At 36.5% G+C, this 18396-nt stretch carries 15 protein-coding genes; 5 read left to right on the top strand and 10 right to left on the bottom strand.

Annotation, left to right across the window (positions count from 1 at the left end; all coding sequences use genetic code 11):
• Positions 1-7: 7 nt before the first annotated feature.
• Genes ACQKMI_RS07645 through ACQKMI_RS07635 form a run of 3 tightly spaced genes read right to left on the bottom strand, consistent with a single transcriptional unit; the run spans position 8 to position 3363 of the window.
• Entirely contained in the window at positions 8-991 is a 984-nt protein-coding gene (locus tag ACQKMI_RS07645; protein WP_427488035.1) for an extracellular solute-binding protein, read from the bottom strand.
• Positions 954-2618, bottom strand: a complete 1665-nt coding sequence (locus ACQKMI_RS07640; protein ID WP_427488034.1) for an ABC transporter permease subunit — start codon at positions 2616-2618, stop codon at positions 954-956. Before ACQKMI_RS07640 ends, ACQKMI_RS07645 begins: the two co-directional genes overlap by 38 nt.
• Complete coding sequence (locus ACQKMI_RS07635) at positions 2611-3363, bottom strand: ABC transporter ATP-binding protein (protein WP_323645357.1); 753 nt, start codon at positions 3361-3363, stop codon at positions 2611-2613. The genes ACQKMI_RS07640 and ACQKMI_RS07635 overlap by 8 nt, the downstream gene beginning before the upstream one ends.
• A gap of 145 nt (positions 3364-3508) precedes the next feature.
• Here ACQKMI_RS07635 and ACQKMI_RS07630 point away from each other — a divergent pair, with 145 nt between their 5' ends.
• On the top strand, positions 3509-4282 hold the full coding sequence (locus ACQKMI_RS07630) for a DeoR/GlpR family DNA-binding transcription regulator (RefSeq protein WP_427488033.1): 774 nt from the start codon (positions 3509-3511) through the stop codon (positions 4280-4282).
• 468 nt (positions 4283-4750) lie between these two features.
• On the opposite strand, the gene ACQKMI_RS07625 is transcribed toward ACQKMI_RS07630, so the two are convergent.
• Positions 4751-5521, bottom strand: coding sequence for a Cof-type HAD-IIB family hydrolase (locus ACQKMI_RS07625; protein ID WP_427488032.1), 771 nt, complete (start codon positions 5519-5521; stop codon positions 4751-4753).
• A 448-nt stretch (positions 5522-5969) separates the two neighbouring features.
• On the opposite strand from ACQKMI_RS07625, the gene ACQKMI_RS07620 reads away from it, so the two are divergent.
• Both ACQKMI_RS07620 and rnjA read left to right on the top strand, forming a co-directional pair.
• A complete protein-coding gene (locus ACQKMI_RS07620) occupies positions 5970-6179 on the top strand; it encodes a DNA-dependent RNA polymerase subunit epsilon (protein ID WP_427488031.1) in 210 nt (69 codons plus the stop codon).
• A gap of 5 nt (positions 6180-6184) precedes the next feature.
• The gene (gene rnjA / locus ACQKMI_RS07615; RefSeq protein ID WP_427488030.1) at positions 6185-7852 is read left to right on the top strand and encodes a ribonuclease J1; all 1668 of its coding nucleotides are present in this window, start codon (positions 6185-6187) and stop codon (positions 7850-7852) included.
• 214 nt (positions 7853-8066) lie between these two features.
• On the opposite strand, the gene ACQKMI_RS07610 is transcribed toward rnjA, so the two are convergent.
• The gene (locus ACQKMI_RS07610) at positions 8067-8900 is read right to left on the bottom strand and encodes a TetR/AcrR family transcriptional regulator (protein WP_427488029.1); all 834 of its coding nucleotides are present in this window, start codon (positions 8898-8900) and stop codon (positions 8067-8069) included.
• Positions 8901-8999: 99 nt separating this feature from the next.
• Here ACQKMI_RS07610 and ACQKMI_RS07605 point away from each other — a divergent pair, with 99 nt between their 5' ends.
• Both ACQKMI_RS07605 and ACQKMI_RS07600 read left to right on the top strand, forming a co-directional pair.
• The gene (locus ACQKMI_RS07605; RefSeq protein ID WP_427488028.1) at positions 9000-12089 is read left to right on the top strand and encodes an efflux RND transporter permease subunit; all 3090 of its coding nucleotides are present in this window, start codon (positions 9000-9002) and stop codon (positions 12087-12089) included.
• A 640-nt stretch (positions 12090-12729) separates the two neighbouring features.
• Positions 12730-13290, top strand: coding sequence for a GNAT family N-acetyltransferase (locus tag ACQKMI_RS07600; protein ID WP_427488027.1), 561 nt, complete (start codon positions 12730-12732; stop codon positions 13288-13290).
• A gap of 91 nt (positions 13291-13381) precedes the next feature.
• On the opposite strand, the gene ACQKMI_RS07595 is transcribed toward ACQKMI_RS07600, so the two are convergent.
• The 5 genes from ACQKMI_RS07595 to mprF all read right to left on the bottom strand — a co-directional run bounded on the left by ACQKMI_RS07595 (position 13382) and on the right by mprF (position 18381).
• Positions 13382-13483, bottom strand: a complete 102-nt coding sequence (locus ACQKMI_RS07595) for a GNAT family N-acetyltransferase (protein ID WP_427488026.1) — start codon at positions 13481-13483, stop codon at positions 13382-13384.
• 4 nt (positions 13484-13487) lie between these two features.
• Positions 13488-13712, bottom strand: coding sequence for a hypothetical protein (locus ACQKMI_RS07590; RefSeq protein WP_427488025.1), 225 nt, complete (start codon positions 13710-13712; stop codon positions 13488-13490).
• Positions 13713-13738: 26 nt separating this feature from the next.
• On the bottom strand, positions 13739-14668 hold the full coding sequence (locus ACQKMI_RS07585) for a S66 family peptidase (RefSeq protein WP_427488417.1): 930 nt from the start codon (positions 14666-14668) through the stop codon (positions 13739-13741).
• A gap of 69 nt (positions 14669-14737) precedes the next feature.
• Positions 14738-15520 carry an alpha/beta fold hydrolase gene (locus ACQKMI_RS07580; protein ID WP_427488024.1) on the bottom strand — a complete coding sequence of 261 codons (783 nt, stop codon included), beginning with the start codon at positions 15518-15520 and terminating at the stop codon, positions 14738-14740.
• A gap of 338 nt (positions 15521-15858) precedes the next feature.
• The gene (gene mprF, locus ACQKMI_RS07575) at positions 15859-18381 is read right to left on the bottom strand and encodes a bifunctional lysylphosphatidylglycerol flippase/synthetase MprF (RefSeq protein WP_427488023.1); all 2523 of its coding nucleotides are present in this window, start codon (positions 18379-18381) and stop codon (positions 15859-15861) included.
• Positions 18382-18396 lie beyond the last annotated feature (15 nt).

Below are 18396 nucleotides of genomic sequence, written 5' to 3'. Positions count from 1 at the left end.
TATCTCCTTATTTTTGCGCTTCTTTAAAGAAAGCTTGATGTTTTTCTAATAGGTCTACCGTTAATGTTGTGTCCCATTTCTTTAAATATTTAGGTATGTACTCTTCATTTACTTGCTCACCTTCATAAAGAGCCACTGGATATTGCTTCAATAAATCGGGGCGGGCCTCCGTCGCTATTACTTTGGCTATTTCGCGCGCTAACGCTTCATCCCCCTCTTTATCTACCACAGCCACTGATTCTGTTAATGTAAAGTTACCTTCTTTTGGATCGATGTAATCAATCGGTAGCCCTTCTTTTTTAGCATCAATAGCTTGAATACGTAGACCAAACCCTACAGCTACTTCACCTGTTTTTACTTTTTTAATAGGCCCTGAACCTGAACTTTCGATATGCGGTCCAGCATTTTTGATTAAATCAGCTAATACTTGTTTGCCCTCATTTTCTCCATACTCATTAATAATGGCCTGCACTAACAACCAACCCGTTGACGAGTCAAGAATATTTGGAAATGACAATAAATCTTTATAGGCAGGGTTTGTTAAATCCTTTATAGATGTTGGAACTGGCAAATCTTTTTGTTTTAATAAATCTGTATTGATAAAAATCGAGCCGATATTCCCTAAAATCGGTAATGCAAATGTAGAACCATCATCTAAAGGCTTTAAATCAGAAGATAAATCTGCAAACATTGACTTAGATTTTTGCGCACTTTCAATAAAATAAGAAGCCGTTGTTACGACATCCGCCTCAATGTCTTTCCCCTCCGCCATTATTTTCCCACCCAGTTCAGAAGTTCCGAATGATTGGATTAAATATTTTCCTTTATACCCCTTGTTATCTAAAGTCGCTTCCATGACATCAATTGCTTCATCATCTGCATTTGAATAAATAATGACCCGATCTTTCGAACCCGCTTCCGCTCCTCCACAAGCAGCCAATACAATCGCTGAACTAACTGTACCTAACATCATTACTGTTGATTTTTTCATCTTTATGCTCCTTTGTTTTTTCTTTAGGTGTTGCTATATAGTCACAACCTAATTTCACAATGAGGTTAGTACATAAAATAAAAATCGATAGAACAAAAATGTCTGTATACTTCGCGAAATGTTGAAGTTCTTTTATACGTGTCGATACAAGCATTGTTTTCGTGCTAACAAGGAAAATTACCCCGCTAACAGTCACCATGGCATTTAAAAAATAATAGCTAAACATTTGATAAATCGTAGGTCTGATATTCGGTAAAATAACGCGAATAACCGTTTTTAACCACGAGTCTTTTAATAGCTCTGCTGTTACTTCCCATGTCGGATCCATTTTTTGCAATGAATTTTTCGCCATTAAATATGGTGTTGTAAAGAAGTGAACAACATTACACGCAATAATGATGAGGAAAGTCCCTTTTAAGGAACTCCCGTTAAAGAAAAACAAGTAAGAAAGACCAAGTACCATGCCTGGCACAGTATTCGTAATCATTGAAGCAAAATCTATGCTTTTCTTTCCTTTAAGTGGTGTTCGTACATTTAATAGAGCAGATACAAATGATACGCCTACACCTAAAACAGCTGTCAAAACAGCCACAATTAGCGAATTCACATAAACTTTCTTCAGGCCTGGTTCAGCTAGTACATTTTTCACATGTTCAAATGTAAAACTGAAATCATATGGATAACCTTTCGTAAAAGGTACTATAAATATTGTTGAAAACATGATTAACACTGCGCCTACACAAACAAATGAGAATGCAGCAAACATCAAGTCACGTAAACGATGGATAACGAGGTCACTTTTAGAAACTTCCTTATATTGAAAATTGAACCGTTCTAAAATCGTTAACATTACAACTCCAAGTACTGCAGGCACTAACATTAAAATCGAAATCACTGCACCTCTCTCGAAATGTACAATGGAGCCAAGCATTGCTTGATATAGCTCGGTAGCAATAACTTTGTAGTTACCCCCAACTGACGCAGGTATCCCGAAATCTGTAAAGCTTAAAACAAACGATAATATGAATGCCCCGCCAATCGTCCCTAGCATCGGTCGAAATACTGTATGATAAAATCTTCGGTATGGACGATCATGCATCAGCATAGAAACTAGCAGAAAGCGTTTATCAATGTACTGCATAGAATTTTGCATTAATATAAAGGCAACTGGTAATGTATAAAGAACATAACCAATTAACAAACCGTTAAATCCATATATAATAAACAAAGGCTGACCAAGTATCTTCGTAATAATCCCTTGATTACCAAAGGTATAAATTAGTACAAAACCATATGTAATGGTTGGTAATAGCATTGGTAATGTAATACCCACTTGGACAAGCTTTTTCGTAAAGCGATGCATCGTTGTAAAATGAACGGCATAAGCCAATAAAAAAGCCAAAATTGTCGTGATCAAAGCTGCCATCAAAGAGACTTGAAAACTATTTAAAAATGCATCACGAATCTCCACATTTTGCAATGTTTCCACATAGTTTTGAATGGTGATGGCCTTCCCCTTTTTTAAAGATTGCCAAAACATATACATTAATGGAACAATTAAAAAGAAGACAAAAAAGAAAAGAATCGGAAGAAAAATCAATTTCATCATTTTATTTGTTTTAAGCATAAGATTCTCCAAATAGCTGATAAATGTTATGACGTTTTATATGAAGCTGTCTTAATATAAAATCTTCAACAAATTGGTTTTTTGGTGTATGTAATATTTCTTGCGGCGTTCCAAATTGCGAAACAGTTCCCTCATTAATAATTAGCACCTTATCTGATAGTGTGAGCGCCTCCTCTGGATCGTGCGTGACAATGATTGTCGTTAAATTAAATTGGCGAGCGATGGATTGAATACGTTCCTTAATCGATTCCTTTATCACGCCATCAAGCGCACTTAACGGTTCATCCAACAATAAAATTTTAGGCTGCATCACAAGTGTTCTAGCAATAGAGACACGCTGTTTTTGTCCACCTGACAACTCATGAATCTTTTTATGTAAATGTGGGGTCAGTTCTAAAAAGTCTATATATTCCTGGACCTCCATTTTTGACATTCCTTCTTTTTTATTTTTCAAACCATACACGATGTTGTCATATGCACTTAAATGCGGAAACAATGCAAAGTCCTGAAAAACAATATTAAACCCTCGATCTTGCATGGATTGTTTCGATATATCTTGTCCATTGTAAAAAAGCTGTCCATCCGTTTGTTGAGTAAGACCTAAAATAATATTGAGTAAAGTTGTTTTTCCACAGCCACTCGGTCCTAGCAACGAAACTATTTCACCCGGTTGAATGTTTAAATTTATATTCATTAAAACTTTTTTATTTTTATAGTTTTTCGAGATATTCTTTAGTTCTAACAAATCGTTCACCTCTCTTTAGTTCTTACCCTTAGTATAGGGATAATTTGTAAAGGGAATTACACATTTGTGTAAATGTTGAGTAAATCTTGACCAATTGTTGACAAAGTCGTGATTACTTTGATTATTATTTAGTAGAGGTGATGAAATGTATACAATAGAAAGGCAACAGCATATTTTGCAATTTGTGCGAAAACATAAGGTAGTAAAATTAGTAACGCTAACAAAAGAGTTTAACGTTTCAATGGAAACAATCCGTCGTGATATTCAACAGCTTGTGCAGGATAAGAAAATAGAGAAGTTTTATGGTGGTGTTAAATATATTGAACCTACCGAGGGGTTGATGGATAACCGACTTCATGAACAGCTACCAGAAAAAATCGCGATCGCAAAAGCTTGCGCTTCTTTAGTACAAGATGGAGAATGTATTTTTTTAGATAGTGGAACGACCACATATCAGATGACACCATTTTTAGTAGAGAAAGAAAAATTAACCGTCATTACAAACTCCCTTCCCGTAGCCTTTGATTTAATTGGCTCCAATATCGAAGTGATCATTATCGGCGGTAAAGTTCGTCATTCCGAAAAGTCTGTAACGTCTAATGATTTCCTCTTCCGCTTCGATCACCTTAATATTAATAAAGCTTTTATTTGCGCTAGTGGGGTGTCGATTGAAAAGGGAATTTCAGATTTCAATCTAGAAGAGGCGATCACCCGAAAACAAATTATAAACATTTCCCAAACTGTATATGTAGCAGCTGACTCTTCAAAATTTGATAAAGATGTCGCTATTCAAGTTTGTCCAGTAGATGAGGTAAATATGATTATCACAGATAACGGACTCTCTAAAGACACGATCAATCATTTCACGGATACAGGTGTACAGCTAAAAATAGTAAGCGCAAACTTAGAAACTGAATAAAATTTACAGGCGTGCTGATTAGGAAAATATAGGTTTATTATTGGTTGATAAAAGGATTTTTTTGTTGATATTTTGCTAATGTATGACCATTTTAACTGATTGTAGCGTAGCTACTCGACTCCCGCGGGAAAGCGAGACAGACGAGACCCTGAGGCCAACATGATGTTGGTCACGAAGGCATTGTCACAGGACGTGACGCATTTAGCCTTCGTTCCTTTAGGGAGGAAGCGGCTCGACGCTCGCCCGCAGGAAGCTTTGCTCTGCGCGAAAGCGAAGCGTCAGCGACAAATGTTTTATCTGTGCGAAAGCGTAGCGGCAGCAACAAAGCGAGTAGCCCGTAGCGGAAATCAGAGTCTTCTAATCAATCAGAGTGGATAAAAATGGTTAATCAACACGCTTGTGAAATTTACTAAAAAAAGCAACTAGCTGTAGTTAATACCCCCAACTAGTTGCTTCTCTTTAATTTCTTTAGATAATATTTAATTGGCGCATGATTTTAGCAAGACCGTCCTCATCTACATGCTCTGCAATATGGGTAGCAACTGCCTTTACGCTCTCATGTCCATTCCCCATCGCCACGCCTGTCCCAACAGCCTGCAGCATTTCTATATCATTGATACCATCTCCAAAAGCAATGGCATCATTTAGTGTCAGCCCCATTTTTTCAAGGACCTTTTCAATACCAGCAGCCTTTGAGCCTCCCTTTGGTAAAATATCACAAGAATAGCGATGCCAGCGCACAAACTGTACGTTAGGAAATGCTTCACAATATAAATGTTCATCTTTTTCTTCCATAAAAATAAGTGTTTGATATACAGCGTTCTGCATATAATAAGTTGAGTCTAAATTTGGATACGGGTATTTTAAAGTATTTAAGCTTTCTGCTACCATATCGTTATTTTCAACAGATGCAATCATTTGCTTGTCATCTAAAAATACTACAGGTTCGTTTCGTGCTTCACCAAAGGCAATGATTTTGGCTAACTCGTCTTTCTCAACACCATTTGTATAGACAACCTCACCACGATAAACAACATATTGTCCATTAAATGTCACATACGTATTAATATCTAACTCTTCTAGTAAAGTTTGAATCATAAAAGGTGCACGGCCAGTTGCAATCGCTAGCTCATAGCCATTACGACGAGCTTCAAAAAGTGCTTCTTTCGCAGAAGCAGGTAATATTTTCTCACTATTATAAAGCGTGCCATCCACATCAAAAAATAATATTTTCTTCATCTTATAGTCCCCTTCATTATGTATTAATCTGCAAAGGCCAATGACTTTACAGAGGTATGATTTTTCATTATAATGATCCTAAGGAGTGATGTGCCATGCTGAAGAAACTCAAACGCAAATTATTGAAGCAACTTCGCGGCATACTCGGAAAAAAATCAATTGCCTAACATTTGCCCTTCATTATTTGAAGGGCTTTTCTTTATTTTAGAGTAACTGCGTGATAATATAAAGGAAATGCATTTATTTGGCTATGTGCAACCACTGTCTCATCGCTTTATTCAATTGCACCTTGTTGTAATTACGTCTGGATTGAAACACAGAGATACAAGAACTTCAAACGCCTAATTTCGCCCTTAGATACTAGAAATTCGCTGTTTTTTCTTGTAGCACGTGCGTGGTATTAGTCAAAGGTGCAATAAAATTGTACGCAATAAAAGGAGAGCAAACTATGATTTACAAAGTTTATTATCAAGAAAAAGCAAATGAAATTCCAGTTCGCGAAAATACTAAAAGTCTATACCTTGAAGCTACTTCAGACCGCGAAGTACGTGAAAAGCTAAAAGACCGAGACTACAACATCGAGTTCATACAACTGCTTGAAGGTAACTATTTAGATTACGAACAAGCAAGTCCGAACTTCATCTTAGAGGAAATTTAACAAACATGAAGTTTGTTAAAAATGACCAAGCAGCTGTTTTCGCGCTCGGCGGACTGGGCGAAATCGGCAAAAACACTTACGGCGTTCAATTTCAAGATGAAATCATTTTAATTGATGCCGGCATTAAATTCCCAGAAGACGATTTACTCGGTATTGACTATGTTATTCCAGATTATACGTATTTAGTACGCAACGTCGACAAGATTAAAGGATTATTCATTACCCATGGACATGAAGACCATATTGGTGGTATTCCCTACTTATTACGTCAATTAAATGTCCCTGTCTACGGCGGTAAGCTTGCACTTGGCTTATTACGCAATAAGTTAGACGAGCATGGCTTGCTTCGTACAACAAAGCTTATCGAAATTAAAGAAGAGGATGTTATTAAGTTCAGAAAAACATCTGTCAGCTTCTTTAGAACAACACATAGTATTCCAGATGCTTACGGGATTGTTGTAAAAACACCACCCGGTAACATCGTGCATACAGGTGACTTTAAATTTGATTTTACACCTGTAGGCGAGCCAGCCAACTTAACAAAAATGGCTGAAATCGGACGTGACGGAGTACTATGCTTACTTTCAGATAGTACAAATGCAGAAAAGCCGAATTTCACTATGTCAGAGCGTACAGTCGGAAAAAGTATCGACGAAATCTTCCGTAAGGTTGATAGTCGTATCATTTTTGCAACTTTCGCATCCAACATTCACCGTTTACAACAAGCAACAGATGCTGCTATAAAATACGGACGAAAAATTGCTGTCTTCGGACGTTCAATGGATAATGCCATTACAATTGGTCGTGAACTAGGCTATATTAATGCACCAAAGGATACATTTATTGATGCCCAAAGCATTAATCGTCTTCCTGCCAATGAAGTAATGATATTATGTACAGGCTCTCAAGGTGAACCGATGGCGGCCCTTTCTCGTATTGCAAATGGTACACATCGTCAAATCCAAATCCAGCCTGGTGACACAGTTATCTTCTCTTCTTCACCAGTGCCAGGAAATACTGTAAGTGTAAACAAAATTATCAACTTACTTTTCCGTGCAGGTGCAGAAGTTATTCATGGTGCACTCAATAATATCCATACTTCTGGTCACGGTTCTCAAGAAGAACAAAAACTAATGCTGCGCTTAATGAAGCCTAAATTCTTTATGCCGATTCACGGTGAATTCCGTATGTTGAAAATGCATACTCATCTAGCAGAAGATTGTGATGTTCTACTTGAAAATACATTCGTTATGGAGAATGGTGACGTGCTAGCACTAAGTGCCAATGAAGCACATGTAGCAGGTCGTATTCCTTCAGGAGACGTTTATATTGATGGTAATGGTATTGGAGATATCGGCAATATCGTCTTACGTGATCGACGTATTCTTTCTGAAGAAGGTTTAGTGATTGTTGTTGTAAGTGTAGATATGGAAAACCAAAAAATGGTTTCCGGCCCAGACATTATTTCACGAGGCTTTGTTTACATGCGTGAGTCAGGTACGATGATTAATGAAGCACAAAAAATGCTAAATCGTCACCTGAACGAGTCAATTCAAAGCAAAACTCCTCAATGGACTGAGCTGAAAAATGAAATTACTGACGTATTAGGACCATATTTATTTGAAAAAACAAAACGTCGACCTATGATTTTACCGATTATTATGGAGGTTTAACCTCATTACAAAAAACTACGCAAAACTGCGTAGTTTTTTATTTCCATTTTTCTGAAACCTCTTTGCTATTTTTTTCGTATATAGTAATAACAACTCAATTCTACTCCCTAGACTATTACATAAGCGCCACTAACACTTCAATTTTTCGTACGACCCCTTAATTTCAATAAAATAGGATTGTTCACTCTTTAGAGTGAGCAATCCTGTTCCATGCCTAAATATTAAAATATTTAGCTATTACATAAGCAACCCATCTATGATCTGGCTGTAAACGTATGTTTTCGATTAAACCTTTTAAAATTGGTTTACTATAGGTTGGATTTTCAACTTGAAATTTTAATAATTCCAGAGACTCGCGTTCTATAGACTCTTCAAAACCATCTAGATGTTGCTCGATTAATTCTAGTAAAGATTCCTGTGAAACTTCTTCATTACAAGGTTTTGCTGTCAATTGAACGAGCTCCTCGGTTATAAACGGGATCGTTGTATACCGGGCAATAATTTCCGTCTTTTCAGCTAGAGATTTAGCCAATAGCTCTAAATCGAGTGGTATATCAGAAAAAATAAAAAGTTCTGAATAACTTTTCATAAATCCTTTAATACAATATATGACATCATATTTTGTCTCGGAGAGTTCATCCTGATATAACTGCTCAAGCATATAGATAATCGATTTAGTAATATCCGCATCATAGACCATTATTTTCTGAAACAACTCGTTTTTTGCAAGAAGTACTTTCTCATTAAAAAACACACGGGCAGATGCAGCATTTTTTTTAAATGCTTGAAAAATACTTTTGTAAAACTCGACTAAAATGATATCTTTACTAAGTGAACTTCTGACTACTTGGTCAATATCAGTAACAAACTGTTGTAGATAATACTCTACCATGGAAATTAGAAGCTCGTCTTTTGTTTTGAAAGATAAATAAAATGCACCTTTTGAAATTCCACATCGTTCTGTAATTTGCTGTACAGATGTAGATTCAAAGCCTTGTTCTGAGAATAGCTCCAATGCTTTCTCCATAATAAGTTGCTTTTTTAACATACTTTTAATTCTCTCCTAATGTATTTCGTTGACAAATGACTGAATAGTCATTAGTATAAATAATTGAATCAAGTTAGTCAATAAAGGGTAGGTGTGAAGGTGAAAGGTTTAGTTAATTTCGTATTGAAAAACAAATTGGCAGTGTGGTTATTAACAATTATCATCACTGTCTCTGGTATTTATTCAGGTACAAAAATGAAAATGGAATCCATACCTGATATTTCTATACCATATTTAATTGTAATGGGTGTTTATCCTGGCGCAACACCTGAACAGGTTATGAATGAGCTTTCCATGCCATTTGAAAAGTCAATAGAAAGCTTAGAAGATGTAAAGGCTGTTTACTCAAACTCCTCTTCAAACGTAGCACAAGTTCAAGTTGAATACGACTACGGAATTGATATGGATGAGAAAAAACGCCAATTAGAGTCCGCTTTAGAATCTATCAAATTACCTGAAGGTGCTCAAAAGCCGACAGTTATGGCAATTAGCATGAATATGATGCCTGTTGTCGCTTTATCAATTAGTAGCTCTAAGGAAGATATTGTTGATTTAACGTCAACAGTCGAAGACATTTTACTTCCTAAAATCGAAAAAATTGATGGCGTTGCTTCAGCAACTATCAATGGCCAGCACATTAACGAAGTATCATTTAAATATGATCAAGCGAAAATGGCTGCTCTCGGCTTAACAGAGGATTCTGTCAAGCAAATGATTCAAGCAAGTGATATGTCACTATCACTTGGTTTATATGAATTTACTGTTGGTGAACAGGCCGTATCAGTAGACGGTAAAGTACAATCTATCGATCAGTTAAAAGAATTATTGATCCCAGTCACACCTTCAGCTACAAATCCTTCACCATTCGTTCGCTTAGGCGATATTGCAACGATTGAAGTCGAAGGTAAAGTACAATCTGTATCACGTACAAATGGCAAAGATGCGATTGCGATTCAAATCGTTAAAGCTCAAGATGCAAATACGGTAAAAGTCGTAAATGCAGTGAAAGATTTAATGAAAGACGAAGAAAAATCATTAGCCGGCTTAAATGTGGATATCACACTTGACCAAGGTAAACCAATTGAAGATTCAGTCTTCACAATGATTGAAAAAGCAGTCTTCGGTGGTGCCATTGCCGTATTAATTATTTTACTATTTTTACGTGATTTCAAATCAACAATTATTTCGATTATTTCTATCCCAGTTTCAGTATTCATGGCATTACTACTATTAAACTGGATGGATATCACATTAAACATTATGACTCTCGGTGCGATTACCGTGGCGATAGGTCGTGTCATCGATGACTCCATTGTAGTTGTTGAAAATATTTATCGACGTATCCATTTAAAAGGAGAAAAACTAACTGGTCGTGCTCTTATTCGTGAAGCGACAATTGAAATGTTCAAACCAATCCTTTCTTCTACATTAGTAACTGTGGCAGTATTCGCCCCACTAATGTTTGTAGGCGGTATGGTTGGTGAATTATTCATGCCATTTGCGTTAACAATGTCATTTGCGCTAGGTGCTTCATTAATAGTGGCGATTACAATAGTTCCAGCTTTATCTCACTTCCTATTCCGTAAAAAAATATACGGCGAGAAAAAAGAAAGTCAACATAAAGAAGTTGGTAAACTAGCTCTTTGGTATAAAGGTGTATTAGCGAAAGCATTAAACCATAAAATCATTACATCCGTTATAGCGATTGTAATGCTTGTTGGTTCTCTTGCTTTAACACCACTTATCGGCTTCAGCTTCATGGGCTCTCAAGAAGAAAAGGTTATGTACTTAACGTATACTCCTGGTACAGGCGAGCTAATGAAAGATACAGAAGCAAATGTTGCAAAAGTAGAAAAAGAATTAATGAAACACAAAGACGTTGATATTTTACAAGTTTCTATCAATGACCCTAAACATGTTGATCCTTCGGCAATGATGATGGGTGGCGGTGCTGGTGGTGCCTTAATGTACCTCATCTTCGATCCAGATATGAAGGACTTCCCTGCAGCACGTCAAGAAGTTGAAGACTATGTAACGAACATCGGTCAATCAGGTGAATGGAAATCTCAAAACTTCTCATCAATGTCGGGGTCTTCAAATGAAGTAAGTTACACATTATATAGTGAAGATCTAGATAAGCTTCGCAAAGCAGTGAAGCAAGTGGAAGGCGCATTAAAAGAAGTTGATGCATTAGAAGAAATTAAGTCTGATAATGAAGATCCATTTGTTGAAAACACTTTAAAAGTAGATCAAAAGAATGTTCTACAATACGGTTTAACTACTGCTCAAATTGTTATGGCTTTAAATGAAAATACATCAACAGAAGTTTTAACTAAAGTTCAGCATAACGGTGAAGATATTGATGTTATTGTACAACGTGAAGAAAAAGCTGCAGCCAAATCTCTTGATGATGTATTAGCTACTAAAATTCAAACAGCTTTAGGCACTACAATGACAATCGGTGAGTTAGTAAAAGTAGAAGAAGGCACTACATTAAACACATTATCTCGCTCAAAAGGTGAATATTTCGCAAAAGTTTCAGGTACGATTATCGGTGACGATATTTCAAAAGCAACTTCAGCTGCTGATAAGAAAATCGATAAATTAGATTTACCTAAAGGTGTAACGACTGGCGTTGGAGGCGTTGCTGCAGACATGCAAGAAACGTTCACACAGCTCGGAATCGCTATGTTAGCTGCAATCGCGATTGTTTACTTCATCCTAGTAGTAACATTCGGTGAAGGTTTAGCACCATTTGCTATTCTGTTCTCACTACCATTCGCAGTAATTGGTGCATTTGTCGGCTTGTACGTTACAAATCAAACAATTTCTGTTTCTGTTATGATGGGACTATTAATGTTAATAGGTATCGTTGTAACAAACGCCATCGTATTAGTAGACCGCATTATTCATATGGAGCGTGACGGACTTCCTATGCGCGAGGCCATTTTAGACGCTGGCGCAACTCGTTTACGTCCAATCCTAATGACTGCTATCGCAACAATCGGTGCGATGATTCCAATGGCGATCGGTAATGGTGGCAGTGGTCTAATTTCAAAAGACCTAGCGATTACCGTAATTGGTGGTTTACTATCTTCGACATTATTAACATTAGTAGTTGTACCAATCGTGTATGAAATGCTATCTAAAATGTTAAAGAAAAACCGAAAAGATACTGAAGAAAATTAATAAATACATGTAAAAACGGGCTCTCCTTTAAAGGGGGCCCTTTTTTCTATATATTGAAGAAACACTATCGTCTTTTATACAAACTACATTCTGTTGATTGGAGTGGAGGCTGGGCGACTCCTTGGGGATCAGCAATAGAGGAACGAAGGCTAAAAGCATCACATCCTGTGATAACGCCTTCGTGACCAACATCGTGCTGCTGCCGCTACGTTGCACTCACGCTTTCGCGCAAAAGACATCTGTTGGCCCGAGACCCTGCAGCGCAGCGGATGGTTTCTGTGCGAAAGCGTAGTGTTAACGTAGCGGCAGCAAATGTTTTAACTGTGCGAAAGCGAAGCGACAGCAACAACAAAAGCGGCTCATCGGACGCCCCAGGAAGCTCTGCTCTGCGCGAAAGCGAAGCGTCAGCGGCAAATGTTTTAACTGTGCGAAAGCGAAGCGGCAGCAACAAAGCGCCCAGCCGTAACGGAAATCAACCCCACGTTATGCTAAAGAGCTATAAAAATTAAAAATAATCAACATGACATACGTTTTAATAAAATGCCATCCCCTATCTATCTCTAATAAAAAGCTTAACGAGAATTTACATATCTTGTTATAATTAAATACACTAAAATGATTTCAAATAAGGGGGAGTTTTGTGAGCGATAATATTTTTATACAAGCACCACCTGTTTTAAAAACTGCAAGATTAACATTAAGACCGATTTCATTAAATGATTTAGAAGCCATGTTTAATTATACGTCCAGTGAAAACGTAGCACGCTATGTTACATGGGATCCTCATAAAAGTTTAGACGAAACAAAAGTGTTTGTAGAATTAGTTTTAAATGGCTATAAACAAGGTAAGCATCTATTATGGGGCATTGAATATGAGCAGAAATTGATCGGCACTATCGACTTTGTTTCTGTTAATGACCAGCATAAATGTGCGGAAATTGGCTATGTTCTTTCTGAAGAATATTGGAATCAAGGGATTACGACCGAAGCAGTAAAAAAATTAATAGACTATGGATTTAACGAATTAAAAATGGTTCGAATACAAGCACGCTGTTTTGAGGACAATATCGGTTCTCAAAAAGTAATGGAAAAATCGGGTATGCTTTTTGAAGGTATTTTACGAAAAAGTATGTTTGTTAAAGGTTATCATCGAAATGTGAAAATGTATGCCATTACAGATGGTGACTATGTTAAATCATAATTGGATTAAGCCCTGCAAAAATTCAGCAGGGCTTATTTAGCTTACAACCATTCCTCAATACAATAGACTTTTTTGGCCGTTGCATCTAGTCTTACTCGAGATGGCTAAACAATGCAGTACCAATTTTCTGTCCTCTATATTTACTATGGATGCCTACGACTATATAGGCACGATGTGAAACACTAGATGGCATATGATTACCTTGAACGATTAAATAACCAACCAACTACCGTCATTTCAATTTCAGCTATAAATAAAGCTGAATGGCTGTTATTGTTCATATTCTCGATAAATTTAGTAAACTGCTCAGTCTCTAACTTTCGTTCGCCTGGCCTGAATAACATAAAATTAGACTCTTCCGCATTTTTTATGACAGCTATTACCTGTTCAGCATCTTGACCTATTGCCTCTCTTACTAACATCTTTATCATACTCCCTTCTTTATCAATTAGAATTTAGTGACATGTATCGTCAAATCTTTCGTATTCATTTGAATTTCACCACCTATAGGAAACGTAAAGATCGGTTGTGTATGTCCGAAATCTACATCATAGATAACTGGAATTCTTTTCAAATTTGGATGCTTATCTAAAATAAAATGTAGCTGCTCCGCTGTCATATTAGAAGCTCTTTGAAAACGCCCTATCGCTATACCTTTAATATTGCTAGTAGCTTGCAATAATGAGGTGAAATCGCGGGCAAATATTTCTGGATTAACTATTTCATCATCCTCTAAAAATAAAATACTATTCGATAGATCAGGCATATACGGTGTCCCTTGAAGTAAATTTAACGTACATAAATTCCCACCAAATAATTGTCCACCTGCTTCTCCGTCAGAATACACCTTCCAGCTAGCTGCTTCAAAATGACGATTATGTTGATCTAAATACCATGCATCATCACTCCAAACGCTGGATGCTTTAATTGTATATGGTTTATTTTCTATTAAACATTTTTGGAAATAGGATAGCTGATAGTCTTGTGCCTCTTCCATTTGAAAGCTAGAAAAATGGGGACCCGAATACGTAACAAATCCACATTTTTTTGTAATCGCTGTTGCTAAAGCTGTGATATCACTGAAGCCACAAAGGATTTTTCGGTTATTTGCTATCATGTCGTAGTCCAAATAGGGTAATACTTCATTACAGTTAAAACCACCAATAGCTGTTAATATAGCCTTTACATTGTTATCACGAAAGGCATCATGAATGTCTGCAACTCGATGCTCAATTGAGGATGAATGTTGTAGATCACATTCAAAAATATGTCGACCAAAAGATACACGAAAGCCTAGCTCTTCAAGCTTTTTCTTTGTTTGTTCAGCGCCTTCTACCGTGATGATTGCCGCACTACGACTAGGTGCGATAACACGTATCTCATCACCAACTGTTAATTTTTCCGAATACGCAAACTGCTCCCTCCTCTAATAAGTTTTAAATTTTTATTATAAGATTGCCTTTCTAATCCGTTCAGCTACCTCACCAGGATTGGTAAGAGGCAAAAAATGATAGCTATTAGGAATAATCTCGACTTGTGCATTTGGTTGTCTCTCTTGAAATCTATTTAACTTCTTGTCTAACAAACTATCTGGATGGTCATCAGCCAACAGTAATAACACCGACAATGGAATTTCATTTTCTATACAATAATTATTTTTTTCAATTGCTTTTGACAAATCATTTAAGGCTTTTACATTGCTGTGATGGTAAAAGATATTATTTTTTTCTACGAAATTACGAAGGAAGTAATTGTACAAATATTCTTGATTTTCAGTCGATACGTTCACCATGTTGCTTACCTCTTCATTAATAGCTTCCTGTAAATCTTCTAATCGATCAATGATTGGTAATTGTATTTCTGCTTTATCATCAGGTTGATATTCACCTATAAAATAATACCCACCGTCTAACAATATTAATGATTTTACTGAATCTGGATAGTTTGTATAAAAATTTTGAATGATCCATGCACCTATTGAATTTCCAAGAAAATGAGCTTTAGTAATTTTTAAATACTCCATAATTTCCTTTATCGCTTTGTTATACGACTGAAATGAAAAATCACTGTCTAGTTGACCATTATGCCCCGGTAAATCGATTGCTACAATATCGGCTTCTGGAAGGGTGCTAGCTAATGCTGCATACATTTCTTTACGTTCACCAAGCGCAGGTATCGCAATGATTACCTCTTTATTCTGAAATGCATTGTATTGAATATAATTTTTCATGATTCTATCCCTTCCCCCTTGTCATCATAATGTTCTCCCTGTAAAGGTCCTACTTTCAAAATTTTAGGTAATTACACTATCATCTAACAACCAAAATTTCCTTTATTATCACAAAGCATTAACGGAAAATCAATGGCACATCACCAAAAGTGTAGATGACATTTGTTAAAACGTATGCCCTGCATATAGGTTGAGTGGCGTATTCTCCACCATTTCTCATTACGAAACGTACCTTCTAAATAAAAAAAGTCCTAATTCTATACCTAACTAGAATTAAGACCGTAAAAATTATTATTTAGATTCCCACTCTTCTCTAAATAAGCAGTGAGATTTCAGCTCTACTTTCTCTTTTTGCCAATCAATAGCGTGACTTGTGCCATTGTAAATGGCAATGAAGATTTCTTTCGATACGCTATATATTTTGGCTCCCAAAAATCTGCATATTTTAATTTAAAGTTTTTTAAGCCTTTAAAATGATAGAAATGCTGCCCATGTAAAAATATTTGTGCTGCAATTTTTTCACTCAAAAAGGAATACCTAGACCGTCCGACATTCGACAATGGCGACATCCCCATATTAAAAACACGATAGCCTTCTTCTTTTGTCCATTCAAAGAGCGATAGGAAAATGAAATCCATCGTTCCAGATGGTGCTCCCGGCTTAAAACGCATGAGATCTACTGAGACTCTTTCGCCATTATCGTACATGGGCATGATACTGGCAAAGCCAATAGCTCCCCCTGTGCCACGTAAAACGGCAATGTTTGAAGTGTTTAAATAGTGTTCATCAAAAAAGCCAAGTGAAAAGCCTTTTTCTGCCCTTCCCTGCAACCATTTCGTTGATACTTCTTTCAATTCATTCATTAATTCCTGGGAGTAAGGAGGGCTTACTATGTCAACAGTAAAATTTTCTCGTTCAAATTTATTTTTTACCGCTCGACGTCCCTTCATTCCCTTGCCTGTAAGTGTAAACTTATCTAAGTCCACAAAAGCTTCCTCGCCCAGCTTAAAAAAACTATATCCATGCTCATGTAAGGAAGGAAAATTTTTATTGTTAATTTCATAAAAGACCGGTGTATAGCCATGCTTGTCCGCCAATTCCAAAAACTCCTGAATAGCAGATGAAAAATCAGCTTCATTTCCCACTGGATCTCCCAGCACAACGATCTTATCAGCATATATTTGATAAGAAAATAAAACTGTTCCTTCTTTATTCCAATGTACAAATTTGTCATGTAAAAAAATTAAATGTGAATACTCTGTCCCTTTATAGGTCATCAAATGATGTTTGATGCGCTCTTCTTGCTCACAAGATAAAAGTTTTTCCATTTTCTTAGGTGCACGGATAAAATAACCTATATAAAAAATAACAATAGCTATTAAGATACCCATTACCGCACTATAAAATAGGTCTCGGTAATCTGTAATGATGTATTCCTGTAGAGTGGCCGTAATACGAATTTTGGAAGTAGGTAAGTTCACATAGCCAATCAATACATACATTGCTGTAATGATTGTCACTGCCGCAAGATCAACTAAAACGATCCCCCATGTCAAAACGTAACTTTCTCGGTAAAATTGTTTTTTGGAGGCAATTAACAACACTGCGACAATCACTAAAAAAATCGCTTCTTCATAGTCGAAGCCTTTAAAAATAGAAAATAGTGCAGAACTACTTAGCACAATAAGGCTAAGCTGATACGCCCTTTTTACTTTATATTTAATCCCCCTACATAGCCCCAAGAGAATAAAGCCCGCTGCAACAGTCAGTTGATGAGAGACATGCATGATTGGCGAAGATAAAAATTCCTGCGCTATTTTTAGCCGACTTAACACTCCCGGCACCGAAGCTGATAGCAATAATACAATGCCCGAAAGAAATACCAATATCGTTAATAACGTGTGACTAAGCTTCTGAGAAATAACATTTGGCAAGTCATCCCACGATTGATTCCAACGATTCCAATATTCTTTTACAAATAAAAGAGCAGACACTAAAAACGGAAGCACAAAGTAGCCCATCCGGTACAAAATTAATAGAAAAAGCACTTTCTCATCAGCGATTCCTACACTTTGAGTCCCCCATAAAAAAACAAGGTCAAATGAGCCAACTCCACCAGGTATCATACTGACAATTCCCGCACAAGAAGCAATTAAAAAGATAGGAATTAAATTAGATAATTCTATTGGTATCTTCAAAATAAAAGTTAAAATCCAGATCACTAAAAAGACCGCAAGCCATTCAGTGACTGAAGTTACCATCAATTGAAGTGAGCTTTTTGGAGTTATAGAACTCGCTTTTTTATAGCGAATGATGTGCATAGCAATAAAAATTGGAACATATAAGCTAACAAGAATAACCGCGATCTTTAACCATCGCACCTCTTTCAGCAATGGGAAGTCCCAAAAGAATATATACATCATCCAAGCTAACAGTGAAATCCCTGTTAAATAAAAAAGTGTGACGGAGGCGATGCTTTTTAACAAGTCTTCCTTATCCTCTTTATATTTCGAGTAGAAATAATTACGCAAAAACACACCAACTAAACCGCCAAAGCCAATAAGATTGGAGAAGGTGTTGACAATAAATGAATGATTCAGCAAAGTACGTTTGTTTATTTTGATTCCTACTATTTTCACTAAAATAACATCATAAAAAATCATCGGTGTAATGGCACAGAAGGTGATGAAAAGAATAAATAAGAGCTCCCATATCTGCAGTTCATTCACTTCTTTCTTAAGTAAATGAACATCTATCCCACTTATCGATTGTAGAATTTCATAAATAGCTATCGCTAAAAGTACTATTGGAAATAGAACTTTCAAAAACTTCAATAGCGCCTCTTTTCGAACGTTGAACATGTGCTAAACCTACTC

Origin of the sequence: Lysinibacillus sp. NPDC097214, assembly GCF_050277945.1 — a bacterium.
Taxonomy (GTDB): Bacteria; Bacillota; Bacilli; order Bacillales_A; family Planococcaceae; genus Lysinibacillus; species Lysinibacillus xylanilyticus_B.
Note: the sequence above shows the minus strand (reverse complement) of the source record. Positions and strands in the feature narration are given on the sequence as shown.